Annotated in this window: 26 protein-coding genes; 8 read left to right on the top strand and 18 right to left on the bottom strand. The window is 67.3% G+C overall.

Features of this window, described 5'->3' with window-relative positions; translation table 11 throughout:
- Positions 1-123: 123 nt before the first annotated feature.
- Positions 124-576, top strand: coding sequence for a universal stress protein (locus AEB_RS11280; protein ID WP_119083289.1), 453 nt, complete (start codon positions 124-126; stop codon positions 574-576).
- 7 nt (positions 577-583) lie between these two features.
- On the opposite strand, the gene AEB_RS11275 is transcribed toward AEB_RS11280, so the two are convergent.
- The 11 genes from AEB_RS11275 to dnaK all read right to left on the bottom strand — a co-directional run bounded on the left by AEB_RS11275 (position 584) and on the right by dnaK (position 14,774).
- Complete coding sequence (locus tag AEB_RS11275; protein WP_119083288.1) at positions 584-2,845, bottom strand: ribonuclease R family protein; 2,262 nt, start codon at positions 2,843-2,845, stop codon at positions 584-586.
- Between the two features lie 21 nt (positions 2,846-2,866).
- Complete coding sequence (locus AEB_RS11270; protein ID WP_119083287.1) at positions 2,867-4,207, bottom strand: M28 family peptidase; 1,341 nt, start codon at positions 4,205-4,207, stop codon at positions 2,867-2,869.
- Between the two features lie 51 nt (positions 4,208-4,258).
- Complete coding sequence (locus AEB_RS11265) at positions 4,259-5,800, bottom strand: aminoacyl--tRNA ligase-related protein (RefSeq protein WP_119083286.1); 1,542 nt, start codon at positions 5,798-5,800, stop codon at positions 4,259-4,261.
- Positions 5,801-5,956: 156 nt separating this feature from the next.
- The gene (gene phaR / locus AEB_RS11260) at positions 5,957-6,508 is read right to left on the bottom strand and encodes a polyhydroxyalkanoate synthesis repressor PhaR (protein WP_119083285.1); all 552 of its coding nucleotides are present in this window, start codon (positions 6,506-6,508) and stop codon (positions 5,957-5,959) included.
- 67 nt (positions 6,509-6,575) lie between these two features.
- Entirely contained in the window at positions 6,576-7,625 is a 1,050-nt protein-coding gene (locus AEB_RS11255) for an alanine racemase (RefSeq protein ID WP_119084601.1), read from the bottom strand.
- Positions 7,615-9,249: an MFS transporter gene (locus tag AEB_RS11250; protein WP_119083284.1), complete on the bottom strand. Its 1,635-nt coding sequence runs from the start codon at positions 9,247-9,249 to the stop codon at positions 7,615-7,617. The genes AEB_RS11255 and AEB_RS11250 overlap by 11 nt, the downstream gene beginning before the upstream one ends.
- A gap of 30 nt (positions 9,250-9,279) precedes the next feature.
- Positions 9,280-9,714, bottom strand: coding sequence for an iron-sulfur cluster assembly scaffold protein (locus tag AEB_RS11245; protein WP_119083283.1), 435 nt, complete (start codon positions 9,712-9,714; stop codon positions 9,280-9,282).
- Positions 9,711-10,241, bottom strand: coding sequence for a CvpA family protein (locus tag AEB_RS11240; protein ID WP_119083282.1), 531 nt, complete (start codon positions 10,239-10,241; stop codon positions 9,711-9,713). The genes AEB_RS11245 and AEB_RS11240 overlap by 4 nt, the downstream gene beginning before the upstream one ends.
- Before the next feature lie 11 nt (positions 10,242-10,252).
- A complete protein-coding gene (radA, locus tag AEB_RS11235) occupies positions 10,253-11,620 on the bottom strand; it encodes a DNA repair protein RadA (protein WP_119083281.1) in 1,368 nt (455 codons plus the stop codon).
- 41 nt (positions 11,621-11,661) lie between these two features.
- Positions 11,662-12,777: a molecular chaperone DnaJ gene (dnaJ, locus tag AEB_RS11230; RefSeq protein ID WP_119083280.1), complete on the bottom strand. Its 1,116-nt coding sequence runs from the start codon at positions 12,775-12,777 to the stop codon at positions 11,662-11,664.
- 71 nt (positions 12,778-12,848) lie between these two features.
- On the bottom strand, positions 12,849-14,774 hold the full coding sequence (dnaK, locus tag AEB_RS11225; protein WP_119083279.1) for a molecular chaperone DnaK: 1,926 nt from the start codon (positions 14,772-14,774) through the stop codon (positions 12,849-12,851).
- A 166-nt stretch (positions 14,775-14,940) separates the two neighbouring features.
- On the opposite strand from dnaK, the gene AEB_RS11220 reads away from it, so the two are divergent.
- Together AEB_RS11220 and AEB_RS11215 are read left to right on the top strand one after the other, a co-directional pair.
- Positions 14,941-15,426: a copper chaperone PCu(A)C gene (locus tag AEB_RS11220; protein ID WP_119083278.1), complete on the top strand. Its 486-nt coding sequence runs from the start codon at positions 14,941-14,943 to the stop codon at positions 15,424-15,426.
- Between the two features lie 83 nt (positions 15,427-15,509).
- Positions 15,510-15,920 carry a vgr related protein gene (locus AEB_RS11215; RefSeq protein ID WP_231958682.1) on the top strand — a complete coding sequence of 137 codons (411 nt, stop codon included), beginning with the start codon at positions 15,510-15,512 and terminating at the stop codon, positions 15,918-15,920.
- 70 nt (positions 15,921-15,990) lie between these two features.
- Here AEB_RS11215 and AEB_RS11210 read toward each other — a convergent pair whose 3' ends face one another.
- The 3 genes from AEB_RS11210 to hrcA all read right to left on the bottom strand — a co-directional run bounded on the left by AEB_RS11210 (position 15,991) and on the right by hrcA (position 17,975).
- Positions 15,991-16,257 (bottom strand): YMGG-like glycine zipper-containing protein, encoded by a 267-nt coding sequence (locus AEB_RS11210; protein ID WP_119083277.1) that lies wholly within the window; start codon positions 16,255-16,257, stop codon positions 15,991-15,993.
- An 82-nt stretch (positions 16,258-16,339) separates the two neighbouring features.
- Entirely contained in the window at positions 16,340-16,918 is a 579-nt protein-coding gene (gene grpE, locus AEB_RS11205; protein ID WP_119083276.1) for a nucleotide exchange factor GrpE, read from the bottom strand.
- Positions 16,919-16,931: 13 nt separating this feature from the next.
- Entirely contained in the window at positions 16,932-17,975 is a 1,044-nt protein-coding gene (gene hrcA, locus AEB_RS11200) for a heat-inducible transcriptional repressor HrcA (protein ID WP_119083275.1), read from the bottom strand.
- Between the two features lie 66 nt (positions 17,976-18,041).
- Here hrcA and rph point away from each other — a divergent pair, with 66 nt between their 5' ends.
- The 4 genes from rph to AEB_RS11180 are packed head-to-tail and all read left to right on the top strand — an operon-like array spanning position 18,042 to position 21,438.
- Positions 18,042-18,758: a ribonuclease PH gene (gene rph / locus AEB_RS11195; RefSeq protein ID WP_119083274.1), complete on the top strand. Its 717-nt coding sequence runs from the start codon at positions 18,042-18,044 to the stop codon at positions 18,756-18,758.
- Entirely contained in the window at positions 18,755-19,384 is a 630-nt protein-coding gene (rdgB, locus tag AEB_RS11190) for an RdgB/HAM1 family non-canonical purine NTP pyrophosphatase (protein ID WP_119083273.1), read from the top strand. The genes rph and rdgB overlap by 4 nt, the downstream gene beginning before the upstream one ends.
- A gap of 9 nt (positions 19,385-19,393) precedes the next feature.
- Complete coding sequence (hemW, locus tag AEB_RS11185) at positions 19,394-20,545, top strand: radical SAM family heme chaperone HemW (protein WP_119083272.1); 1,152 nt, start codon at positions 19,394-19,396, stop codon at positions 20,543-20,545.
- The gene (locus AEB_RS11180; RefSeq protein WP_119083271.1) at positions 20,542-21,438 is read left to right on the top strand and encodes a tyrosine recombinase XerC; all 897 of its coding nucleotides are present in this window, start codon (positions 20,542-20,544) and stop codon (positions 21,436-21,438) included. The genes hemW and AEB_RS11180 overlap by 4 nt, the downstream gene beginning before the upstream one ends.
- Positions 21,439-21,620: 182 nt before the next feature.
- On the opposite strand, the gene AEB_RS11175 is transcribed toward AEB_RS11180, so the two are convergent.
- From AEB_RS11175 to rsmI, 4 genes are read right to left on the bottom strand one after another with little or no spacing between them, the layout of a single operon-like run.
- Positions 21,621-22,232, bottom strand: coding sequence for a DedA family protein (locus AEB_RS11175; protein WP_172593068.1), 612 nt, complete (start codon positions 22,230-22,232; stop codon positions 21,621-21,623).
- Positions 22,233-22,272: 40 nt separating this feature from the next.
- Positions 22,273-23,232, bottom strand: a complete 960-nt coding sequence (gshB, locus tag AEB_RS11170) for a glutathione synthase (protein WP_119083270.1) — start codon at positions 23,230-23,232, stop codon at positions 22,273-22,275.
- A 10-nt stretch (positions 23,233-23,242) separates the two neighbouring features.
- Entirely contained in the window at positions 23,243-23,593 is a 351-nt protein-coding gene (locus AEB_RS11165) for a YraN family protein (RefSeq protein WP_119083269.1), read from the bottom strand.
- Positions 23,590-24,456: a 16S rRNA (cytidine(1402)-2'-O)-methyltransferase gene (gene rsmI / locus AEB_RS11160; RefSeq protein WP_119084598.1), complete on the bottom strand. Its 867-nt coding sequence runs from the start codon at positions 24,454-24,456 to the stop codon at positions 23,590-23,592. The genes AEB_RS11165 and rsmI overlap by 4 nt, the downstream gene beginning before the upstream one ends.
- A 20-nt stretch (positions 24,457-24,476) precedes the next feature.
- Here rsmI and AEB_RS11155 point away from each other — a divergent pair, with 20 nt between their 5' ends.
- The gene (locus AEB_RS11155; RefSeq protein ID WP_119083268.1) at positions 24,477-25,637 is read left to right on the top strand and encodes a penicillin-binding protein activator; all 1,161 of its coding nucleotides are present in this window, start codon (positions 24,477-24,479) and stop codon (positions 25,635-25,637) included.
- The last annotated feature ends 59 nt before the right edge of the window (positions 25,638-25,696 follow it).

Here is a 25,696-nt window from a genome sequence, read left to right as displayed (position 1 = left end):
TTCCTGGGGGCGAAATGCGCTGGTCCGGTTTCGCCCGTCTCTGGCCAATTTGCCGCGCCGGAGCAAGGTTCTTGCGCGCCCGCCGCTTTGGCCCGATACGCCAGCGCAGGGAGAGCAGGCTACATGCGCGTATATCTGGTGATCATTGACGAGACGGAAGAGGCGCACAGCGCCCTGCGTTTCGCCTCTCGCCGCGCCGCCAAGACCGGGGGCGCGGTGCATATTCTGGCCCTGGTGCCCAAGCAGGATTTCAACGCCTTCGGCGGCGTGCAGGCCACGATCGAGGAGGAGGCGCGCGACCGTGCGGAGGTGCTGGCGAACAGCGCGGCGGGCGAACTCATCAGCGAAGGCGCGCGCATGCCGCAAATCGCCGTGCGGGTGGGTGACGCCAAGACGGTGATCAAGGACTATCTGGCCGATCACCCGGAGGTGGCCGCGCTGGTGCTGGCTGCGGCGCCCGAAGGCGCGCCGGGACCGCTGGTCACCCACTTCTCCGCCACCGCCGGATCGCTGTCCTGCCCGCTCTTCGTGGTGCCGGGCGCCCTGCCGGATGCGGAGATCGACCGGCTCAGCTGAGCCGGGCCTATTTCCTTTTCCGGCCCTGATGACGGATGTTGGCCGGCCGGCCTCGCTTGCCCTGCATCGGTGGCTTGCCCTTGGAGCGCCGATGCGTTTCCGGACGGGCGCCGCGCGGTTCGATCGCCGATCCGTCGCTGTCCACCGGCTCGAACTTCAGCGCGCCGGTGAGCGGGTTCGCCTCGGCCAGCTTCAGGTCGAGCATGTCGCCCACCGCATAGCGCGTACCGCTGTCCTGCCCCACGAGCGCGCGCGCGCCTTCGTCGTAGGAGAAATATTCGCGGCCCAGCGCGGACACCGGCACCAGCCCGTCCCCGCCCAGCGCGGCGATAGTGGCGAAGAAGCCGAATTTTTGCACGCCGGTGATGCGGCATTTGAAGATCTCGCCCACCCGCGCGGAAAGCCATGCGGCGACATAGCGGTCGATCGTGTCCCGCTCCGCCTCCATCGCCCGCCGTTCGGTGAGGCTGATCGCGTCGGTGACCTTGGTCAGGTCGTCCCGATCCTTGTCTGAAAGCCCGCTGGTCGGCGGCAGCTTGCCCTTGGGACTCGGCTGTTCGAGGCCGAAGCTATCCACCAAAGCCCGGTGCACCAGCAGGTCGGCATAGCGGCGGATGGGCGAGGTGAAATGGGCGTAGCTGCCCAGCGCCAGCCCGAAATGCCCGGCGTTGCGCGGCCCGTAATAGGCCTGGGTCTGGCTGCGCAGCACGGCTTCCATCACCAGCGCCTTCTCGCCCGGATCGGCGATGTCCTTGATCATGCGATTGAACAGGCTGGGCGTGATGACCTGGCCCAGCGCCAGCTTCTTGCCGATCGAGTCGAAATATTCGCGCAGCGCGATCAGCTTTTCGCGCGTCGGCGGCTCGTGGACGCGGTACACGACCGGAGAGGCCTTGCTCTCCAGCGCCTTCGCCGCCGCGACGTTCGCGGCGATCATGAAATCTTCCACCACGCGGTGCGCATCGAGCCGTTCGCGCACCGCGATCTCGGCGATGCGGCCCTGCTCGTCGAGCATCACGCGCCGCTCGGGCAGTTCCAGCTCCAGCGGGTCGCGCGCAGCCCTGGCCGAAGCGAGCGCCTTCCAGGCAGACCACAGGTGGCGCAGGTTCTCGCCCGCCTCGCCGCTGTCGATCCGCGCCTGCGCATCCTCATAGGCGATCGTCTCGCTGATGCGCACCAGCGCGCGGGTGAAGCGCCATGACTTCACCTGCCCATCTGCGGAGATGACGAGGTGGCAGGCCATGGCCGCGCGATCCTCGCCCTCATGCAGGCTGCACACATCGGCGCTCAGCACCTCGGGCAGCATGGGCACCACGCGGTCGGGGAAATAGACGGAGTTGCCGCGCTTGCGCGCCTCCCGGTCCAGCGCGCCGCCGGGGCGGACGTAGAAGCTGACATCGGCAATGGCGACCACGGCGCGGAAGCCGCCCTCCCCGTCCGGCTCGGCCCAGATGGCATCGTCATGGTCGCGCGCGTCAGCAGGGTCGATGGCGACGATCGGCAGGTGCCGCAGATCCTCGCGCCGATCTTCCGCCAGCGGCAGCTTCGCCGCCGCCTCGGCTTCCGTCACCGCATCTTCGGGAAAGACGTGCGGGATGCCGTATTTGTGAATGGCGATCAGGCTGTAGCTGCGCGGGGCGAGCGGATCGCCGAGCACTTCGATCACCTTCACCCCCGCGCGGGGGGAGCGGCCGGCGGCCTCCGCCAGCACGAGATTGCCCGGCTCCGCCCCGCCCAGATCGGCGATGGGGGAGGAATTGCGGATGCGCTTGTCCACCGGCGCCAGCCACGCCTTGCCCGCACCGTCGACTTCCACCACGCCCAGCACCGCATCGGTGCGCGAAGGCAGCTTCTTCATCGGGAAGGCGCGCCACCCCGATCCGCTCTCCTCAGTGCGGGCGAGCACGCGGTCGCCCGGGCGCAGCGCCCCGCCCTTCTTGCCTTCGACCAGACGCAGGCGCGGCGGCGGGGTTGCGTCGTCCGGCTGCCAGGCATCAGGCACGGCAATGGCCTCGCCATCCTCCACATCGACCACGCGCAGCACGGTGACCTTGGGCACACCGCCCATGCGGTGGTAGGCGGTGCGCTGCCCGTCGATCAGCCCTTCCTCCGCCATGTCGCGCAGCAGGTGCTTGAGGGCGATCTTCTCCTGCCCCTTCAGGCCGAAGTGGCGGGCGATCTCGCGCTTGCCCGCGGGCGTATCGGAAGACTGGATGAAGTCGAGGATCTGCCGCGATGTCGGCAGGCCGGAATGTTTTGCTTTGGCCATGTCAGCGATATGGGCGCCGCATCACTCGGCCACAAGCGGAGAGAAGCCGCCGCCGGGCACCGCACTGGCGACCGGGCTCTCCGCTCCCTCGGCCGAGACGGAGCTGACGCCGAACAGCCAGTCATCCCCGCGAACGCCCGCCAGATCGAGCTGGGTCTGCGTGACCTGCTGAACCGGCTGCTCTTCCCAATAGGGCTGGTCGGTCCGCCGCCGATAGACCTTGTAGGACGCCGCGCCCGGCACGGCGTCCCACGCGAGCGCGGTGAAGGTCTGCACCGCCGCCTTGGCTACGGGCGCCGGGGGTATGGGTGCGCGCGCCAGCGCCGCCAGCCCGCGCACATTCAGCCGGGTCACCTTGGCGAGATAGGGAAAGTCCATCTCATCCACGGTGTCGCCATAGGTCACGCCCTTTTCGGTGCGCAGGTCCTGATGCTGGTGCTCGTAATCCTCGATGGCGACGGAGAAGCGCACCGCGGGGTAGCCGGCGGCAAGGAAGGGCAGCTGGTCGCCGCCGCGCCCCATCCGGTCGGTCCGCCACACCTGGCGCACGTCGAGCCCCGCGGCATCCGCCTCCGCCAGCCTGTCGAGCCAGCGGGAGATGTTGCGGCCGGGGCTGTCGTTCTCCCCGCCATTGCGGCTCTGCGCGGAGCGCATCCGCGCGTCGAGATCGGCACGTGGCCCTTCAGAGAAGACGCGGACATGGCTGTCATCGCAGACCCCGTCCGATCCGCAGGAACCGCCGACGATGTCGTTGTTGAACACGGCCTTCACCGTCCAGCCCTGCGCCTTGGCATAGTCGGCCAGCAGCTTGCCGCCATAAAGCCCCTGCTCCTCGCCCGAGAGCAAGGCATAGACGATGGTGGAGGGATAACGCTGCCCCGACAGCACCCGTGCGGCCTCCAGCACCAGCGCGCTGCCGGAGGCATTGTCATTCGCGCCGGGCGCATCGCTCTGCGTATCCATCACGTCGCTGACGCGGCTGTCGATATGGCCCTGAACGATCACGACCTCGTTCGGTCGCTCGCTGCCGCGCTGGATGGCCACGACATCGCGCAGGCGGACCGGGTTGGGGATGCGATCCCCCTGCGCCATGGTTTCGGGCATCACCACTTCCAGGCAGCCGCCGCATTGGGCGGAGGCCTGCCGGAATTGCTCCGCGCCCCAGCTCAGCGCCGCGCCGATGCCGCGTTGGGGATCATCCTGGGCCGACAGGGTGTGGCGGGTGCCGAAGCCCACCATCGCCTCCACATCGGAGCGGAGCCGCTGCTGCGACACCTCATCCGCAGGACCGGCCTGCGCGTGCGCGGGCTGAGCGAGCGAGGGCGTAGCGAGCAGGGCGGCCGCGAGAACGAGTTTGCGCATCCCCGCTTGTCGCGCGCTCTGCCCGTCGGCGCAACCCCGCCGGCGCGAGGCTCAATATGAGCGGGCCACGTAGATCCGCTCCACCGCATCCTCGCCGGTGAACAGGCATTTGCCCGACGCCGCATCGGCTTCCATGGGCACGTTGCGGAAGGTGAGCTTCAGCGCTTTCAGCCTCTCGACCACCGCGTCCAGCGCCGCACCAGTGGGGCGCGACCATTGCACCTCCACCCAACCCGGATGCTGCCGATCCTCGCCATAGAACTCCGCCAGTTCGTCCAGGCTCGCGACGCCGCGAGTGATGTTGGCATCCCGCCGCTGCTGCGCTTCATCGTGGAGCGACGACTGAATGTCCTGGAGCAGCGCCGGAATCGCTGCCGCGGCCTCATCCCGCGCGGGATAGGTGAAATCGGGCTTGCCGCCCTCGCCCCACAGGCGATCGCGCCGCAGCAGGCTGACCTTGCCGCCTTCCATGTCGCGGCCGCCCACCTCGATGATGATCGGGGCGCCCTTGCGCACCCAGTCCCACCGCTTGGCCGCCGCCTTGCCCGGCTTCTTGTCCAGCAGCACACGCACCGGTTCGCCCAGCGCCTGCTGCTGCGCGATCGCCGTGCGCAGTCCCTCGCAATAGTCCAGCAGGGCGGCATCTTCCGGCTTCTCGCGCAGCATGGGCAGGATCACCACCTGCTGCGGGGCAATCGCCGGCGGCACGCGCAGGCCGTCGTCATCGCCATGCGTCATGATCACGCCGCCCACCATGCGGGTGGAGACGCCCCAGCTGGTCGTGTGGCACAGCTGCTGCCCGCCTTCGCGGTCCTGGAAGCGGATGTTGGCGGCGTGGGCGAAATTGGTGCCGAGGTAATGCGATGTGCCCGCCTGCAGCGCCTTTCCATCCTGCATCATGGCTTCGATCGAGTAGGTTGAGACGGCGCCGGGGAAACGCTCGTTCTCCGGCTTTTCTCCGGCGATCACCGGCAGGGCCAACTGCTCTTCGGCGAAGGCGCGATACATCTCCAGCGCGCGCAGCGTTTCGGCCACGGCATCTTCGCGGCTTTCATGCGCCGTATGGCCTTCCTGCCACAGGAACTCGCTGGTGCGCAGGAACATGCGCGTGCGCATTTCCCAGCGCACCACGTTTGCCCACTGGTTGGTCAGCAGCGGCAGATCGCGCCAGCTCTGGATCCAGCGGCTCATGGCGTCGCCGATGATCGTCTCGGAGGTGGGCCGCACCACCAGCGGTTCTTCCAGCTTCGCTTCGGGATCGGGGATCAGCCCGCCCTTGCCGTCCGCGATCAGGCGATGATGGGTGACCACCGCCATTTCCTTGGCAAAGCCCTCAACATGCGCCGCCTCCCGCTCGAAATTGGCGAGCGGGATGAAGATCGGGAAATAGCAGTTCTGTACTCCGGCCGCCTTGATGCGGTCGTCCATCAGGCGCTGCATCCGTTCCCAGATGCCATAGCCCCAGGGCTTGATGACCATGCAGCCGCGAACGCCCGATTCCTCCGCCATGTCTGCGGCGGAAACGACCTCCTGATACCACTGCGCGAAATCATCGGCGCGCTTGACGTTCAGGGCATGGCGGATTTCGGACATTCAACTCACCCGGTAATGACTGGAAGCCGCCCCCTATCGCCATATCGGCCGCTGTTGAAGCACAAGGCGCGGCTCACTGGCCGCGGGGCAGCAGTTTTTGCGCGCGCCGATGGCGCTTATGGGACTGCGGCCGCGAAGGCGCGGCCGCTTCGGCCGTTACTTGCCGAGTTCGTCCAGCTTCTTCTGCATCCGCGAAAGCTGATCGCGCAGCTCGTCCAGCTCCGATCCGCTCGCCGCGGGCTTCGCTTCCGGTGCCTTTGCGCCGGGCATGAAGGCGCTGGCAGCGGCCTGGAACATCTTCATGTTGGTTTCCGCCATCTTGGCGAAGGCGTCCGGCCCCATGCTGGCGGTAAAGGTTTCCTGCAGCTTGCGCTGATTGACCCGGAAGTTCTCCATCGTGGCTTCCAGATAATGCGGCATCAGCGCCTGCATGGAATTGCCGTACATGGAAATGAGCTGGCGCAGGAAGCTGACCGGCAGCATTTGCTCCCCGCTCGCTTCCTCTTCCATGATGATCTGCGTCAGCACGGCGTGGGTGATATCGTTGCCCGTTTTCGCGTCGAGCACCTGGAAATCCACGCCCTCGCGCGTCATCCGCGAAAGATCGTCAAGCGTGATGTAGCTTGAAGACTTCGTGTTATAGAGGCGGCGGTTCGCATATTTCTTGATGATGATGGGGGCTTGGCCCGCCTCGTCTTCTCTCGCCATGCGGGCAAGCTCCCTGTTGCGTAAGGAGTTCTTAGCACTTGCAGCACGGGCAGCGCAATCGCCGCGATCATGCTGCGCGGCAAAACCGGGTGCCGAGGATCGTCAGCAATTCATATTGCGTGAGGCCGGTCAGCGCCGAACTGACGGGCAGATCATAGGGAATGTCCACCCAGTCCCCTTCGCGCAGATCGGGCGCAGCCCCGCAATCGAGCACTGAAAGATCCATCGAGATATTGCCGAGCAGCGGCAGCTCCGCGCTGCCGTGCCGCAACGCCGCCTTGCCGTTCCAGCAGCGCAGGAAGCCGTCGGCATAGCCCAGCGCCACCGTGGCGAGGCGCATGGGCGAGGTAGAGGTGAAGCGGGCGTTGTAGCCCACGCTTTGCCCTGCGGCGATCTCTCGCAGTTGCAGCACCAGCGCCTGCGGCCGGGCAACCTGCCGGATGCGCCCCGCCAGTTCCCTACGCGGCACGCCCCCATAGAGCGCGAGGCCCGGACGGGTGAGATCGAAGGCATAGTCGCTCCCCAGCGCGATGCCCGCGCTGTTCGCCAGGCTGCGGCGGCGGGCCGGCAGCATGCGAGTGACTTCGCGGAACCGTTCGAGTTGCAGTTCGCTTTGCGGCACGTCTTCGTCAGCGGAGGCGAGGTGGGACAGCAGCGTGTGCGTCTCCAGCCGGCCGAGCAGCGGATCGCCGATCTCGTGCATGGAGATGCCGAGGCGGTTCATGCCCGTGTCCACCATCAGGTCGCAGGGGCCGCCGCCCGCTTCGATCCACAACTGCGCCTGCTGCAGGCTGTTGATCACCGGGCGAACCCCCGCCGCGCGGGCAAAGGCCGCCTCTTCCGCGCGCACGGGCCCGTGCAACACCGACAGCCGATCGGGGGCCACATGCCGCAGCACGGTGGCCACCTCGTTCCAGTGGGCAACGAAGAAATCCCGCGCCCCTGCCTTCACCAGCGCCGGAACGACCACATCGGCCCCGAGGCCATAGGCGTTCGCCTTCACGGCGGCGCCGGCTGCGGCACTGCCGGAGAGCTGGTCGAGCAGGCGCCAGTTCTCGGCCAGAGCCTCGGTATCGACGGTCAGCCGCAGCGCCGGCGGCGGCGGCTCAGGCGGCATCATCGGCAAAATCGCGCGGCGGCCCGGACGGCAGGCCCCACGCCGCCACGACCAGCGCAACGACGAGCAGCACCCAGGTGTACCACAGGCCGGCGAAGATATCGCCGGTGCGGGCGACGATGTAGCCCGAGATCAGGGGCAGGAAGCCGCCGAAATAGCCGGCTCCGAAATGGTAGGGGATCGACATGGAACTGTAGCGGATCCTGGGCGGAAACATTTCGGACAGCAGCGATGCCACCGGCCCATAGGTCGCGCCGGACAGCGCGGCAAGGACCAGCAGCAGGCCGAATATGCCGAGGATGTTCGCCAGCGGCGGCACCTGATCTGCAAAGCTGTAGCCCTGCGCCTCCAGCAGGCGCTTCAGCTCCTCGCGCCGCTGCGGCGCCGCCTCCGCCGGAGCGGCGGCATCGGGAAGATAGGCGGCATCGCCGACGCCCACCGCCAGCGTGCTGGCGGAAGTCACGGCATAGGGCACGCCGATCGCCGTCATGTCGTCCAGCAGGCGGGCGCAGGGCGTGGCCTGCACCTGGGCGAAGGGATCGTAATTGCAGTCGGGGCCCGCCACCTTCACCGGCGCGCTGCGTTCCGAGGCGGCGAGGCCCGGATTTGCGAGCGCAGCCATGGCCCAGAAGCAGGGGAAGAGCAGCAGCAGCGCGGCGGCATAGCCCCAGACGATCGGCTTCTTGCGGCCGATCCGGTCGCTCAGATGGCCGAACCATACGAAGAACGCGAGGCCGACGAGGCAGGCGAAGCCCACCAGCAGCTCCGCCACGGTGTCCTCCACCCGCATCGGCCCCTTCAGGAAGGAGAGGCTGGAAAACAGCGCGGTGTAGAACACGATGGTCAGCCCGCAGGCCACCCCGAACAGGGCGATGACAATGCGTTTGCGGTTGCCGGGATAGGTGAAGCTCTCCACGAAAGGATTGGCCGAGGTCGCCCCCTCCTCCTTCATCGCGCGGAACACCGGGCTTTCGGACAGCTTGAGGCGCATCCACAGCGAAATGCCCAGCAGCAGGATCGACAGCAGGAAGGGCAGGCGCCAGCCCCAGCTTTCGAAGGCTTCGGCCGGTATCAGGAAGCGGCAGGCGAGCACCACCGCGAGGCTGAGTACGAAGCCGCCCACCACCGCGGCCTGGATGAAGCCGGTGAAATAGCCGCGGCGGTGGGGTGGCGAATGTTCCGAGACATAAATGGCCGCCCCGCCATATTCGCCGCCCAGCGCGAGGCCCTGCATGATCCGCAGCAGGATCACGATTATCGGCGCGGCGAGCCCGATGGTGGCGGCATCGGGAATAAGCCCCACCCCCGCCGTGGCCACGCCCATCAGCGTCACCGTGACGAGGAAGGTGTATTTGCGGCCGAGCCGGTCCCCCAGATAGCCGAACAGGATCGCCCCCAGCGGCCGGAAGCCGAAGCCGATGGCGAAGCCGGCCCAGGTGAGCAGCAGCGAGAGGGTGGAATTGCCGGTAGGGAAGAACGCCGCCGCGATCAGCGGTGCCAGCGTGCCGTAGATGAAGAAATCATACCATTCGAAGGCCGTGCCTGCGGAGGACGCGGCGATGACGAGCCGCATCTCCTTCGCGCTCGGCTCCCCCTGCGATGCTGCTGCTGCGCCCGCGCCCATACAATTCCCCTCCGCTCTCCCGCCCGCTGGTTAGCGTGCGGCGGGCGTGGTGGAAAGGGCGGCCAGCGCGGCATTCCACGGCAGCAGGATCGCCCCGTGGCGCCCGGGATAGGCACGCGCAGGTTCGAGCAGCGCGAAATCGGGCCAGTCGGGCAACGGCCCCTCCCCCGCAAGCCAGGCGGTGATCGCTTGCTGTGCGGCGGCGATGGCGCTGCGGTCCTTCCCCGCGGCGTGGCGGGCGAAGATCGCCGCCGCCGCCTGCCCCACGGCGCAGGCGCGCACGCGCATCCCCGGCTGCTCGATCCGCCCCTCGCCATCAAGCGCGAGGTCCATCGCGATGGTGCTGCCGCAGGTGGGCGATCGCGCTTCCCCCTGGGCAGCGGCTTCGGCGCGGGAAGGGAATGCCGCGAGTTCGACTGCGAGAGCGAGCAGTTCGGGCGTGTAGAGAGTGGCCGCGCCGCTCATCCGCCGGAATCGACCTGCGCATCCTCTTCGCGCAGGCGGCGGTTGCGCTCGCCGATCAGCTGAACGAGCTCGTCCGAACTGGCGTTGATGAAGCTGTAGCTGCGCGCCGTCTTGATCCAGTCGGGCCGGCCCGAAGGGCCCCAGATCGTGTCATAGACCAGCACCAGCGCGGAGAAGGCGAGGATCACGATCAGCACGCCCTTCACCACGCCGAAGCCGAAGCCCAGCACCCGGTCCACCGGGCCGAGCACCGAATTGCGCGAAGCCTTGCCCGCGGTGCGCGCGATGATCTTCATGATGCCATAGGGCAGGATCAGCAGGATACCGAAGGCAGCCACGGCGGCACCAGTGGGAGAATCGGTATAGCCGAACAGGATCGAGGTGAGATCGGTATGCAGGAAATAGATGGCGATCACCGCCACCGCCCATGCAGCCAGCGACAGCACTTCCTGCACGAAACCGCGCAGGAAGCCCCCCACCGCGGCCGCGCCGACGATCAGCAGAACGATGATGTCGAAGCCAGCCATCCGCAGCCAGATTATTCCCCGCCCATGATCCGGTCAACGAGCTTCGGCAAAGTGGCCATGCCGGAATAGCGCAGCGCCGGCACACCCTTGCCCGCATCTTCGGGCCCCGCGCCCCGGTCGAAGCCCAGCTTGGCCGCTTCGCGAAGCCGCAGGCCGGAGTGCGCGACCGGGCGGATTTCGCCCGACAGCGACACTTCGCCGAACCACACGGACCGCAAGGGCAACGGCTTGTCCGCCAACGCCGAGACGAGCGCCGCCGCCACGGCCAGATCGGCCGCCGGATCGGTGAGCCGATAGCCGCCGGCAACATTGAGATAGACTTCCGCCGAGGAGAAATTGAGCCCGCAGCGCGATTCCAGCACGGCGAGCAGCATGGCCAGCCTGCCGCTGTCCCACCCCACCACGGCACGCCGCGGCGTGGCGCCCGATTGCAGCCGCACGATCAGCGCCTGCACCTCGATCAACACCGGCCGCGTGCCTTCCAGCGCGGGGAAGACGGAACTCCCCGCCACCGGCTGCTCCCGCCCCGAAAGGAACAGCATAGAAGGATTGGAGACCTCCGCCAGTCCCTGCCCTTCCATCGCGAAGACGCCGATTTCATCCACTGCGCCGAAGCGGTTCTTCAGCGCGCGCAGGATGCGATACTGGTGGCTGCGCTCTCCTTCGAAGCTCATAACCACGTCCACCATGTGCTCCAGCACGCGCGGGCCCGCGATCGTGCCATCCTTGGTGACATGGCCGACGAGCACCAACGCCACGCCGTTTTCCTTGGCATAGCGGATCAGTTCGAAGGCGCTGGCGCGCACCTGACTGACGGTGCCGGGCGCGCCTTCGATCACGTCCGAATGCATGGTCTGGATCGAATCAACGATCAGCAGCGCAGGCTGCGGTCCTGCGTGAAGGGTGGTAAGAATATCGCGCACCGAAGTGGCGGCCGCCAGCTTCAGCGGCGAATCGGACAGGCCGAGCCGCCGGGCGCGCATGCGCACCTGCCCGGTCGCCTCTTCCCCGCTGACATAGACGGCTTCGGCGCCGCTGCGCGCCACGGCAGCCGCCGCCTGCAGCAGCAGGGTGGATTTGCCAATCCCCGGCTCCCCACCCATCAGGATGGCCGAGCCCGGCACGATGCCGCCGCCCAGCGCCCGGTCGAATTCCTCAAGCCCGGTGGAGCGCCGCGTCAGCACCTCCGCCGGCGCGTCGAGCGGTTCGAAGGCCAGTCGGCGCCCGCCGCCCGAAAGATCGTGCCGGGCAGAAAAGGTCGTCTCCGGCGCTTCCTCGCTCAGCGTGTTCCATTGCCCGCAATCGGCGCACTGGCCCTGCCAGCGCGAACTCACGCTGCCGCAGTCGGCACAGACATAGCGACGTTTAGGCTTGGCCATCCACCGCGCTTAATGGGAACATAGCACGAACGCAAGCACCCTTAACTGGAGAAGGCGTCCTTCAGCCGATCGAGGAACCCGCGGCTTTCGGGGCATTCCTCGCCCGTCTCGGTCTCGCGGAACTCGCGCAGCAATTCCTTCTGCCTTGCGCTCAGATGCGTGGGCGTTTCCACCACGATCTCGATCACCAGGTCGCCGCGCCCCCTGCCCTGCAGCACCGGCATGCCGGCGCCACGCTTGCGCAGCTGGCGGCCGGACTGGATGCCCGCGGGAATCTCGATCACACTGGTTTCGCCGTCGAGTCCGGGAATCTCGATCGAGCCGCCCAGCGCCGCCGTGGTGAAGCTCACCGGCACTCGCGTCAGCAAAGTGGTGCCCTCACGCTGAAACACCTTGTGCTGGCGCACATGCACGAAAATGTAGAGATCGCCGGGAGGCGCGCCGTGAGGCCCCGCCTCGCCCTTGCCGGACAGGCGGATGCGCGTGCCATTGTCCACGCCGGGCGGAATATCCACCTCCAGCGCCTGCACCCGGTCCACCCGGCCTTCGCCGCGACATTCATGGCATGGCTGGTCGATCACCTCGCCCCGCCCGTGGCAATTGGGGCAGGCCCGCTCGATCACGAACAGGCCCTGCTGCGCACGCACCTTGCCGTGCCCGTGGCACAGGTCGCATGTGCGGCGCGAAGTGCCCGGTTCCGCGCCGTCGCCACCGCAGGTGTCGCAGACAACGGAAACCTCAACCTTGATCTCGGTCTGCCGGCCATGGAACGCCTCTTCCAGGCTCACTTCCATGTCATAGCGCAGATCGGCGCCGCGCCGCGCCCGGCTGCGGGCCGCGCCGCCGCCGAAGGCACTGCCGAAAATCGTTTCGAATATATCGCCGATATCGCCGAAATCAGCCTGCGGTCCACCGCCGCCGCCCTGCTGGAAGGCAGCATGGCCGAACCGGTCGTATGCGGCCCGCTTCTGCGGATCCTTGAGGCAGTCATAAGCGACGCTGATCGCCTTGAACCGTGCCTCGCTGTCATCGCAGCCGGGATTGCGATCGGGGTGGTATTTCATCGCGAGCTTGCGATAGGCGGACTTGATCGTCGCGCCATCGGCGTCGCGGCTCACCCCGAGCACTTCGTAGAAATCCATCTCCATGGCAGACATAGCTGACCCCTAAGCCGGTCCGCCACCGGCGCGGGCTGCGCCGATGGCGGGTCGGGTTTGCATGAGGACGATCAGCCCTTGTTCTCTTCGTCCACTTCGGAGAACTCGGCATCGACGACTTCCTCGTCGCCGTCCTTGCCCGCCGCGGCACCTTCGCCGGCGCCGGCCGAGGCATTGGCCTGCTCCTTCTCGTAGATCTGCTGGCCCATCTTCATGGCGAGATTGGTCAGCGCTTCGGCCTTGGACTTGATCGCATCCAGATCGTCGCCCTCGAGCGCCGTCTTGGTCTCTGCGATGGCCGCTTCGATTTCGGACTTCAGCCCGGCGTCGATCTTGTCGCCATTCTCGGACAGTTGCTTCTCGGTTGCATGCACCAGGCTGTCGGCGTTGTTCTTCGCCTCGGCCCGCTCGCGCCGCTTCTTGTCCTCGTCGGCGAACTTCTCCGCGTCCCGCACCATCTGCTCGATGTCGGAATCGTTGAGACCGCCCGAGGCCTGGATGCGGATCTGCTGTTCCTTGCCCGTGCCCTTGTCCTTGGCGGACACGTTCACGATGCCGTTGGCGTCGATGTCGAAGGTGACTTCCACCTGCGGCACGCCGCGCGGAGCGGGCGGGATGCCGACCAGATCGAACTGGCCGAGCAGCTTGTTGTCCGCCGCCATTTCACGCTCGCCCTGGAACACGCGGATCGTCACCGCCTGCTGGTTGTCCTCGGCCGTGGAATAGACCTGCGTCTTCTTGGTCGGGATCGTGGTGTTGCGGTCGATCATGCGGGTGAACACGCCGCCCAGCGTCTCGATGCCCAGCGAAAGCGGGGTCACGTCGAGCAGCAGCACATCCTTCACGTCGCCCTGCAGCACGCCGGCCTGAATGGCAGCACCCATGGCCACGACTTCATCCGGGTTCACGCCGGTGTGCGGCTTGGAGCCGAAGAAGCCTTCGACTACTTCGCGCACCTTGGGCATGCGGGTCATGCCGCCGACCAGGATCACCTCGTCCACGCTGTCCTTCGACACGCCGGCATCTTCCAGCGCCTTCTTGCATGGCTCCAGCGTGCGCTGGATCAGCTTGTCGACCAGCTGCTCCAGCTTGGAGCGGGTGATCGTTTCCACCAGATGCAGTGGGGTGGAGCTGCCACCTTCCATGCGGGCGGTGATGAAGGGCAGGTTGACTTCGGTCTGCTGCGAGCTGGAAAGCTCGATCTTGGCCTTTTCGGCGGCTTCCTTCAGGCGCTGAAGGGCCAGCTTGTCATTGCGGAGATCCATGTTCTCCTTCGACTTGAACTGGTCCGCCAGATATTCGACGATCGCGCTGTCGAAATCCTCGCCACCCAGGAAGGTGTCGCCATTGGTGCTCTTCACCTCGAACACGCCATCGCCGATCTCCAGGATCGAGATGTCGAAGGTGCCGCCACCAAGGTCATAGACGGCGATGGTCTTGCCATCGTCCTTGTCGAGACCATAGGCCAGCGCCGCCGCAGTCGGCTCGTTGATGATGCGCAGCACTTCCAGCCCGGCGATCTGGCCGGCATCCTTGGTCGCCTGACGCTGGGCGTCGTTGAAATAGGCCGGAACGGTGATCACCGCCTGGGTGACCGTTTCGCCGAGATAGCTCTCGGCCGTTTCCTTCATCTTCTGCAGGATGAAGGCGGAAATCTGGCTGGGCGAATAATCTTCGCCGCCGGCGTTCACCCACGCGTCGCCATTCTTGCCCTTGACGATGTTGTAGGGGACCAGCCCCATGTCCTTCTTCGTCAGCGGATCGTCGAACCGGCGGCCGATCAGGCGCTTGATCGCGAACAGGGTGTTTTCCGGATTGGTCACTGCCTGGCGCTTGGCCGGCTGACCGATAAGACGTTCGCCATCCTTGGTGAAGGCGACGATGGAAGGCGTCGTGCGCGCGCCTTCGGAATTTTCAATGACCTTGGGCTTGCCCCCGTCCATCACTGCTACGCAGCTGTTGGTCGTACCCAGGTCGATACCGATAACTTTGGCCATGGTGTTCCCCACATCCCTTCTTCGATTGGACGCCGCACTGTCCGCCTCCCGTAGATTCGGCGAGACGCTTCGGCGGCTCAAGACGTGGGCGATATAGGTGTGCTTTGGCTTGGCACAAGACCGGCCCGTCGCTAGAAAATCGCTCCACGACAAGGGGGAGGAACCGATGAACAGAAGCATTTGGCCGGCGCTTGCGCTGGCGCTCGCGGCGCTTGGCCCCACCGGGTGCAGTGGCGGCGCTGACGAGACGACCGCCCCCTCCGATCCGGCAGCCCCCGAAGGGATCAGCGTGACGGACGGGCGCATGTCGCTGCCCCCAGTCGCCGGCAATCCGGCCGCGGTCTATTTCACCATCACCAATGCTGGCACGAAGGACATGTTCATTCGCAGCGCCTTCGTCGATGGCGCCGGCACAGCCACGCTGCACATGATGGCGACATGGGATCGCAAGGCGGACATGCAGGAGATCACCCAGCAGCCGGTGCGCGCGGGAGAGACGGTGAAGTTCGCCCCGGGCGGCCTGCATGTGATGGTGAGCGACCTCGATCCCTCGCTGGTCGCCGGCGGCACCACGGAGGTGACGCTGACCTTCGCCGGGGGCGACAAGGTGAGCTTCCCGGTGGAAATCCTTGCTGCGGGCGACGCTCGCTGACCTCTGCGGGCGCGGCCTGCCCGGTTGGCGGTGCGCGTCCGCTGACGGCGGGTGAGATTGCGCTGGCCCGCACGGTGTTCGGGATGGCGATCGACTATCCCCGCGTGACCATCCGCCGGAGCAAGTTCTTCCCCTTCCACCCGCGCAGGGTGACGATGGCGCCACGCGGACACATCCATTTCCATCCGCGCGGGCAGGCCTATTGCGAGGATTTCTCCCTCGCCGGCCTCGCCAGCCAGGGGCATTTCATCCACGAGATGACGCATGTCTGGCAGACGCATTCGCGGGGCGAATGGTATCTGCTGCTCCACCGCCATCCGTGGTGCCGTTATCACTATGCCCTCCGTCCGGGCTGGCGGCTGGAGCAATATGGGATTGAGCAACAGGCAGAAATCGTCCGCCACGCCTTTCTTCTACGCCGGGGCGCCCGCGTGGCGGGGATCGGCGATCCGGCGGCTTACGATTTGCTGGTGAACTTCCCCGGCGCGGGGTGAGAAGCCCAAACGAAACCGCGCCCGACTTCCTTGCGGAAGCGGGCGCGGCACAATGTTCTGCAGAGACCGATCAGTCGCGGCAGCGCACTTCGTATTCGCGGCCGTCGCGGTCGCGGCGATAGCACTTGCCGTCCTTCTTCACGAGGTAGCCGCCTACGCCGCCGGCGGCGGCACCGACGGCCGCACCCGTGCCGATATCGCCGCCGGTGACGGCGGAGATGCCCGCGCCGGCAGCGGCACCGACCGCAGCACCTTCGGCCGCGTAATTGTCGGCACAGGCGCCCAGCGACAGCGCGGCACCGAGCAGCACCGGCGCGATCAGGATGCGGTTCTTCATGTCGTGATCCTCCGTAGTAAAACGCTTGGGGCTACTACGGTGCGGCGGGCGGGTTGTTCCTGCAGCCCGCCGCAGGGCGGGCTCAGTCCGGCTTTTTGGCCACTACCACCATGGCCGGGCGCAGCAGGCGATCCTTGATCATGTAGCCGGCCTGCATTTCGTCCACCACCGTGCCGGGCTCGGCCGTGTCGGAGGGGATTTCCATCATCGCCTGGTGCTGGTTGGGGTCGAGCGGCAGGCCCTTGGCGGCGATGCGGCTGATGCCGTGCTGGGAGAACACCTTGTCCATTTCGCGCTGGGTCGCCTCGATGCCGGAGACGAGCCCCTGCATCTTGCCGTCCTCGCGCAGTTCCCCCGGGATCGCCTGCAGGGCGCGGGCGAGATTGTCGGCCACGGAAAGGATGTCGCGAGCAAAAGCGGTGGCGGCATAGGCGCGCGCATCCGCCATGTCCTTCTCCAGCCGGCGGCGGACATTCTGCGTGTCGGCCTTGGCATAGAGCACCTCCTGCTTGGCGGTCGCCAACTCCTCGCGCAGCGCGGCGAGTTCCTGCGCCATCTGGCCCGCGGTGTCTTCCGCGTTATCCTCGGCCAGGAATTCCTCCGGCACGCCGTCCAGCTCCTTCTCGATCGCCTCGTCGCGCGGGTTCTCGTTTTCGTTCATCGATATGTCCAGATTAGCCAATGATCTTGCCCAGGGATCGGGCGGTGAAATCCACCATGGGCACGACCCGGGCGTAATTCAACCGCGTCGGCCCGATCACCCCCAGCACGCCCACCACGCGCCCTTCGCGATCGCGATAGGGGGACGCGATGACGGAAGAGCCGGAGAGTGCGAACAGCCGGTTCTCGCTGCCGATGAAGATGCGCGTCGCCTCCGCCTCGCGCGCCGAATCGAGCAGCTCGGAAACGGACTGCTTGTTCTCCAGATCGTCGATCAGCGAGCGGATCCGCTCGATGTCGCGCAGCGCCTCGTCGTCCAGCAGATTGGCCTGGCCGCGCACGATCAGCACCGGGCGCGCCGCCGCGTCCTGGCTCAGCACCGCCAGGCCGCGCTCCACCAGTTCGCTGCTGGCGGCGTCCAGCGCGGAGCGGCCGGAGGCGATCTCTGCCTGCATCGCTCGCGCCGCCTCGCCCAGCGTGCGGCCCGCGAGACGCGCGGTGATGTAGTTCGACGCCTCCTGCAGGGCGGACGCGGATGTGCCCTCGCCCAGTTCGACCAGGCGGTTCTCCACCGATCCGTCCTGCCCCACCAGCACGGCCAGCGCGCGCCGCTCGTCCAGCCGCACGATGCTCATCTGCGCCAGCCTCGGCTCGCGGCGCGGCACGGTGACGACGCCCGCGGCGGAGCTGATGTCGGAGAGGATCGCGCTCGTCGCCGCCAGCGCCTTCTCCACCGGGCCCGGTTCGAAGAGGCGCTGCTCGATCGCGGTGCGCTCCTCCTGCGTCGGCTCGGCCACCTGCATCATCCCGTCCACGAACAGGCGCAGGCCCGATTCGGTCGGCATGCGCCCGGCGCTGGTGTGCGGCGCGGCGAGCAGGCCCAACGCTTCCAACTCGCTCAGCACCGAGCGGATCGAGGCGGGAGAAAGATTGATCTCCCCGCCCGCGGCCAGCGCCTTGGACCCCACGGGATGGCCGCTGGACAGATAGCCTTCGACCACCAGACGGAAGATGTCGCGCGCGCGGTCGGTCAGTTCGGTTAGCGGTGGGGAAGCCATGACAGGGGCCAATCTAGTCGCTAGGGCGGCCCGCGAAAAGGCGATTGCCTCAATGGAGTATTCGATATGAGACCTTCCGGCCGCGCGCCTGACGAAATGCGCGCCATCGACATCCAGACCGGCTTCACCAAGCATGCCGAAGGCTCGTGCCTCGTCAGCTTCGGCGATACCCGCGTGCTGGTGACCGCCAGCGTGGAGGAGCGCGTGCCCCCCTTCCTGCGCGGCAAGGGCCAGGGCTGGGTCACCGGCGAATATTCCATGCTGCCCCGCGCCACGCACACCCGCGGCAGCCGCGAGGCGGCCAAGGGCAAGCAGTCCGGCCGCACGCAGGAAATCCAGCGGCTGATCGGCCGCTCGCTGCGCGCCGTGGTGGACCTGGAGAAGCTGGGCGAGCGCCAGATCGTGCTCGATTGCGACGTGATCCAGGCCGATGGCGGCACCCGCACCGCCTCCATCTCCGGCGCCTGGGTGGCGCTGCGGCTGGCGGTGGACAAGCTGATGGCCTCCGGCGCGATCAGCCAGGATCCGATCACCGCCAAGGTCGCCGCCGTCAGCTGCGGCATTTGCGAAGGCACCCCGGTGCTCGATCTCGACTATATCGAGGATTCGGCGGCCGATGCGGATGCCAATTTCGTGCTGATCGAAGGCGGCAATATTGCCGAGGTGCAGGCCACGGCCGAAGGCGCCACCTATGACGAGGAAGCCCTGCTGCGCCTGCTGCGCCTCGCCCGCATGGGCTGCGACCAGATCTTCGCGGCACAGGAAGCGGCGACCCGCAAATGACCCGCCGCCTCGGTTCCGGCAAGCTGGTGATCGCCACGCATAATGCAGGCAAGCTGAAGGAAATCGGCGCGCTGCTGCAGCCCTATGGGCTCGACTGCATCTCTGCGGGGGCACTGGGCCTGCCGGAACCGGCGGAGACGGGGACCACCTTCGTGGAAAACGCGCTGATCAAGGCGCGGGCGGCGGCGGAGGCTTCGGGCCTCCCTGCCCTCGCTGATGACAGCGGCCTGTCGGTCGCGGCGCTGGGCGGACGGCCCGGCGTCTATACCGCCGACTGGGCCGAACGGCAGTGGTTCGAAGGCGAGCCCGGGCGGGACTGGTTCATGGCCATGGGCAAGGTGGAAGGCATGCTGGCCGCCATGGGCCTGGAAACGCCGCGCGACTGCTTCTTCTCCTGCACGCTGGCGATCGCTTGGCCCGATGGCGAATATGCGATCTACGAAGGCCGCGCCGAGGGCACGCTCACCTGGCCGCCGCGCGGCACGATGGGCTTCGGCTACGATCCGGTGTTCGTGCCCCGCGGCATGGAGCGCACCTTCGCCGAGCTCGATCCGGCGGAAAAGCACCGCATCAGCCACCGCGCCGATGCCTTCGCCCGGCTGGTGGCGGAGCAATTCGGCAGCTAGAACAGGCCCGTGGCCCGCGCGCTCTACATCCATTGGCCCTTCTGCCTGAAGAAATGCCCCTATTGCGATTTCAACTCGCATGTCCGCGACAGCGTGGATGTGGGCGAATGGCGCTCGGCCCTGCTCAGCGACATGCGGCACGAGGCGCGGCTGGCCAGCGGCGAACCCCTGGAATCGATCTTCTTCGGCGGCGGCACGCCCTCGCTGATGCCGCCCGAACTGGTCGGCGCCCTGCTGGCGGAGGCGGAGGCGCTGTGGGGCTTCGCGCCCGATATCGAGATTACGCTGGAGGCCAATCCTTCCTCGGTGGAGGCGCTGCGCTTCGCCGCGCTGGCGGCTGCTGGGATCAACCGTGTCTCGCTCGGCCTGCAGGCGCTGGATGACGAGACGCTGCGCTTCCTCGGCCGGCTGCACGATGCCGAAGAAGGGCTGGCCGCCCTGCAGGTGGCGCAGCATCATTTTTCCCGGGTCAGCTTCGATCTGATCTATGCCCGCCCCGGGCAGACGCCCGAGCAGTGGGAGGCGGAGCTGCTGCGCGCGCTTTCCTTCGGAACCGGCCACCTCTCGCTCTACCAGCTGACCATCGAACCCAACACGCGATTCGCCACCGATGTGCGGCGCGGCAGCTTCAGCCCGCTGGAGGATGATCCGGCGGCCGATCTCTTCGCGCTGACGCGCGAGCTCACCGCCGTGGTGGGCCTGCCCGCCTATGAGGTGAGCAACCATGCCCGGCCGGGGGAGGAAAGCCGCCACAATCTGACCTATTGGCGCTATCGCGATTATTGCGGCATCGGCCCCGGCGCCCATGGCCGGCGCGGTGGCCATGCCACGCAGCGTCATCGCAAGCCGGAAAACTATCTGCAGGCGGTGCGGCGCAATGGCCATGGCCTGCAGGAAGAAACCGCCCTCGCTCCGCGCGAGCAGGCGGCCGAGGCGTTGCTGATGGGCCTGCGGCTGCGCGAAGGGGTCGATCCCCCCGCCCTCGCCGCTCGCTTCGGACTGGCAGAGGCGGACTTGCTGGAGGCGGGCCGGCTCGCCCTGCTCGAACGCCTCGGCATGGCCTGGCGCAGCGGCAGCCGGATCGGCGTGACCGAACAGGGCATGCCGGTGCTGGATGCGCTGCTGGGCCAGTTGATCTCCGATTCGCTGACCGCGGCATGAGCCGGGCCGATCTGCTGGGGGAATGGCATGGCCATCTCACCGCTGCCCGCCGCCGCTCCCCCCATACAGTCCGGGCCTATGTCTCCGCCGCCGGCCGATTGATCGACGCCATCGGGGCGGAGGACTGGCCGGCGCTTGCGCAGCTCGATGCCGCTGCCCTGCGCCGCCAGCTTGCCGCGCGCCGGGCGGAAGGGCTCGGCAATGTCTCCGCCGCGCGGGAGCTTTCCGCGCTCAAGTCTTTCCTCGCCTTCGCACGGGAACAGGCGAACGCCGCCGATGCGGCGCCGCCCCGCCTGCGCGGCCCACGGGTGAAGAAGGGCCTGCCCCGCCCCGTTACCCCGGATGACGCCGTGAACATCGCCGATGCGGTGGAAATCTCCGCCGCGGAAGGCTGGGTGGGGGCCCGTGATCGGGCCGTGCTGCTGCTGATGTATGGCGCGGGCCTGCGCATTGCGGAGGCGCTGTCGCTTACCGGCGCGGATGTGCCGCTGGGGCAGACGCTGCGCGTCACCGGCAAGGGGGGCAAGCAGCGGGTGGTGCCGATTCTGCCGATCGTTCGCGACGGCGTGGCGGATTACGCCGCCGCCTGTCCCTGGCCGCTCGCTCCTCGCGAGCCGCTGTTCCGCGGGGCGAAGGGCGGCCCGCTCAATCAGGGCATGGTGCAGAAGGCGATGGCCCGCGCGCGCCGCGCCCTCGGCCTGCCGGCCACCGCCACGCCCCATGCGCTGCGTCACAGCTTCGCCACCCATCTGCTGGGCGCCGGCGCCGATCTGCGCTCGCTGCAGGAATTGCTGGGCCACGCCAGCCTGGGCTCAACGCAAATCTACACCAAGGTGGACGCCGCCACCCTGCTCGACACCTACCGCTCGGCGCATCCGCGCGAGAAGGGATAAGGGCGTCCTTCGACAGACCCACGACGAGTGGATCTGTTTCTAACTCGTCATCCCCGCGCAGGCGGGGATCCAGGAAGGACGGCGGGGCGCGGCTGGATTCCCGCCTTCGCGGGAATGACGAAGGGGAGCAAAAACCGCTCGTCCTGAGCCTGTCGAAGGACGCGCACCCTGCGCAACCCCAGTCAGTCACCCCGCCGTTCACGCGGTTTCCACGTCAGCACGCGCCAGAGATACCACAGCAGCATGACGGCGATCAGGCCGATCACGCTCCAGCTCGCCCAGCTTTCGTATTTCTCGATCAGCGGGGCCAGCCGGCGGCCGCCTTCGATCAGCAGGGCATTCCAGATCGCCGTTCCCGCAAAGGTGAACAGCAGGAAGCGCCACAGCGGCATATGCGCCAGCCCTGCCGGCAGCGAGACGATGGTGCGCAGGAAGGGGGAAAAGCGCAGGAAGAAGATCACCCATTGGCCATGCTTGCGGAAGAAGCGGGCGGCCTGCTCGACATGTTCGAAATCCATTGTCAGCCACCGGCCATGGCGCTCGATCAGCTGGCCGAGCCGTTCGTAGCCCCATTTGTGGCCGGCCCAGTACCAGACGTAATTGCCCAGCGTGGAACCCACGGAGCCGATCAGCAGCAGCGGCCAGAACTCCATCTGGCCGCGCGCCACCAGCACGCCGCCGATGCCCATGATGACTTCGGACGGGACGGGCGGAATCACATTTTCCAGCACCATCAGCAGGAAAATGCCCGCATAGCCGCCCCAGGCGATCGTCTGGATGATGAAATCGTTCACCGGGAAGCCAACGCGCGGCTGCGCTGCAGGGTCCGAAGGATCAGCGCATCGCGGCGAGCCGTGCCTCGATCGCCTCCCAGATGCGCGCGGGCGTGTCGGTGCCGTTGAACTGGTCGATGGCAACGATGCCGGTGGGGCTGGTGACGTTGATTTCGGTCAGCCATTTGCCGCCGATCACGTCGATCCCCACGAACACCAGCCCACGCCGCTTGAGATCGGGGCCGAGCGCCGCGCAGATTTCCTCCTCGCGCGGGGTCAGCCCGGCCGCTTCGGCATAGCCGCCCTGCGCGAGGTTGGAACGGAACTCCCCCTTCCCCGGCTTGCGGTTGATCGCGCCGGCGAACTCGCCATCCACCAGGACGATCCGCTTGTCGCCTTCCGCCACTTCGGGAAGGAAGGGCTGGATCATATGCGGTTCGGGCCAGGTCTGGTTGAACACTTCCAGCAGGGCGGAAAGATTGGTGCCGTCCGCCTCGATGCGGAAAATTGCCTTGCCGCCATTGCCGTGCAGCGGCTTCACCACCACGGCGCCGTGCTTCTGCTGGAATTCGCGCACGTCCTCCGCCTTGCGGGCCACCAGCGTGGGCGGCATGAAGCGCGCATAATCCAGCACATACATCTTTTCCGGCGCGTTGATCACTTGGCGCGGGTCGTTCGCCACCAGCGTCTCGCCCTTCAGCCGGTCGAGCAGCAGGGCGGCGCTGATATAGCCGAGGTCGAATGGCGGATCCTGCCGCATCAGCACCACATCGATGTCGCGGCCGAGGTCGATTCGGCGCAGTTCGTCGAGATAACGGAAATGCTCGCCGGCCACGCGCTGCACGCTCACTTCGCGCGCCCAGGCGGTGATCCGCCCGTTCTCCCAGGCGAGGGACTTCACATCATAGACGAACAGCCGGCTCCCCCGCGCCTGCGCCGAGAGCATGAGGGCGAAACTGGAATCGCCGGCGATGTTGATGCTTTCAAGCGGGTCCATCTGGACCGCAACGCGCAGAGTCATTCCATATCCCTCAGGGCTGCCAGGCGTTGACGATGTGGCGTGGCCAGCGCCACGGCGCAAGCAGCAGCACGTCGATCCGCACGGTTTCGCCCGGCCGGGCATAGCGATGCGCCACCGCTTCGACGGCCGCTGCGACGCGGCGCAGGCGCCATTCGTCGATTGCCTGGTCGCGCGCCGCCGGGGCGCCGCGCCACTTCACTTCCACGAAAGCGACCGTGCCGCCACGGCGGGCGACGAGGTCGATTTCGCCGCGGGGCGTCTTTACCCGCCGGGCCAGAATCCGCCAGCCATGCAGCCGCAACCATGAAGCAACAATTGTCTCCCCCTTGCGGCCCCGTTGCTCTGCCCTTGCACGGTTCACTTTTCGCGCATTTCGAGGGCGCGGGCATAGAGGGCCTTGCGGTCGAGCCCCGTGGCCTTGGCCACTGCCGCCGCCGCCTGGGAAGGCTTCATATCCGCCAGCGCTTCCGCCAGCAGCCCCTCCGCATCCATCTCCTCGCCTGCGTTATCGGCGGGCGGGCCGACCAGCAGGACGATTTCCCCGCGCGGCGGATGGGCGGCGTAATGCTCCGCCAGCTGGTTCGCACTGCCTGTGCGACATTCCTCGTAAAGCTTTGTAATCTCACGCGCCACGGCGACATCCCGGCCCGGCAGGACTTCGCCGATTGCCTCCAGCGCCTTCAGCAGGCGGGGCGCGGTTTCGAAGAAGATCAGCGTCGCGCGCAGCCCCGCCAGCTCCGCCAGCACGTCCCGCCGCGCCTTCTCCTTGGGCGGCAGGAACCCCGCGAAGAGGAAGCGATCGCTCGGCAGGCCAGAAATCGTCAAGGCCGCGATCGGCGCGCTGGCGCCCGGCAAGCTCGTCACCGCGATCCCCGCCTCCCGCGCCTCCCGCGCCAGGCGATAGCCGGGATCGGAAACCAACGGCGTCCCCGCATCGGTCACCAGCGCCACCGCCTTGTGCTGCAGGGATTCGATCAGCCGCGCCCGTTCATCCGCATCGCTGTGGTCGTCATAGCGCCACAGCGGCTTCGATATTTCCAGGTGCCGCAACAGTTTATGCGTGACACGCGTATCCTCGCAGGCGATGGCGTCGCACCGCCGGAGGGTCTCGACCGCGCGCATGGTGATGTCACCAAGATTGCCAATCGGCGTGGCGACAATATAGAGGCCGGGCGTCAAGGATTGCAGGTCACTGGTGTCGCTCACGCGCGCCTTGTGGACCATGAACAGCGGGAGCGGCAAGCATGTTGGCATATCTCAAGCGTGGGCTCTTCGCCCTTGCGCTCGCGACGGGCCTCGCTGCCTGCCAGGTCATCCCCGGCGGCGGAGAAGTGCAGCCCGGCACGCAGGGACCGGCCGCGACTCCGGAGCCGAGCGAAACCGCGCTGCCCGTCGATACGAGCCGCCACCGCGTCGCGCTGCTTGTGCCCATGTCCGGCAGCAACGCCGAAGTGGGCCGCTCGATCGCCAACGCCACCACCATGGCGCTGCTTGATACGAGCGCGGAAAACCTGCGGATCACCACTTACGACACCGCCACCGGCGCGGAGAGCGCCGCTGCGCGCGCAATTGCGGATGGCAACCGCCTGATCCTCGGCCCCCTGACGCGCGAAAACGTTGAGGCGGTTCTGAGCAAGGCCCGGCCGGCCAATGTGCCGCTGATCACCTTCTCCAACGACGCATCCGTGGCGGCGCCAACCGTGTTCGTGATGGGCCATGTGCCCGAACAATCGGTCGAGCGGACGGTGGGCTATGCCACCGGCCACGGATCGCGCAACTTCGCGGCGCTCATCCCCAATGGCGAATATGGCCGCCGTGCGCGCGAAGCGCTCGCTGCCGCCGTGGCGAATGATGGTGGCCGCCTGGTGGCCGTGGAAAGCTACGACCGGGGCAACACCTCTATCCTCAGCGCGGCAGAGCGGCTCAAGGCCAAAGGCGGGTTCGATACGGTGCTGATTGCCGACGGTGCGCGGCTTTCCGCCATGGCAGCCGGTGCCCTGCGCGATCCGCAGGCATTGGTGCCCAAGATCCTGGGCACGGAGCTGTGGAGCGGAGAAGCGGGGATCGCCGATGCCACGGCAATGCGCGGGGCGCTGTTCTCCGCCGTGTCCGATGCCCGCTATCGCCAGTTCGTGGACAGCTATCGCGCCCGGTTCGGCCAGGCGCCGTTCCGCATCGCGACGCTCGGCTATGATTCCGTGCTGCTGACCCTGCGCGTGGCGCGGGACTGGAAACCCGGCACGCCCTTCCCAACCCGCAACCTGCTGGCGAAAGACGGTTTCCTGGGGCTGGACGGCCCCTTCCGCTTCCGCGCCGATGGCGTCGGTGAACGGGCGATGGAGGTGCGCGAGGTGCGCAACGGGACGATCGCGGTGGTCGAAGCTGCGCCGCAGAAATTCGATTGATCGGCGCCGGCGACGCAGCACGGCGGAAAACTCTCCCTACGCAGCTTGCTGGGGCTGGA

Origin of the sequence: Altererythrobacter sp. B11 (assembly GCF_003569745.1) — a bacterium.
Classification (GTDB): domain Bacteria; phylum Pseudomonadota; class Alphaproteobacteria; order Sphingomonadales; family Sphingomonadaceae; genus Croceibacterium_C.
Note: the sequence above shows the minus strand (reverse complement) of the source record. Positions and strands in the feature narration are given on the sequence as shown.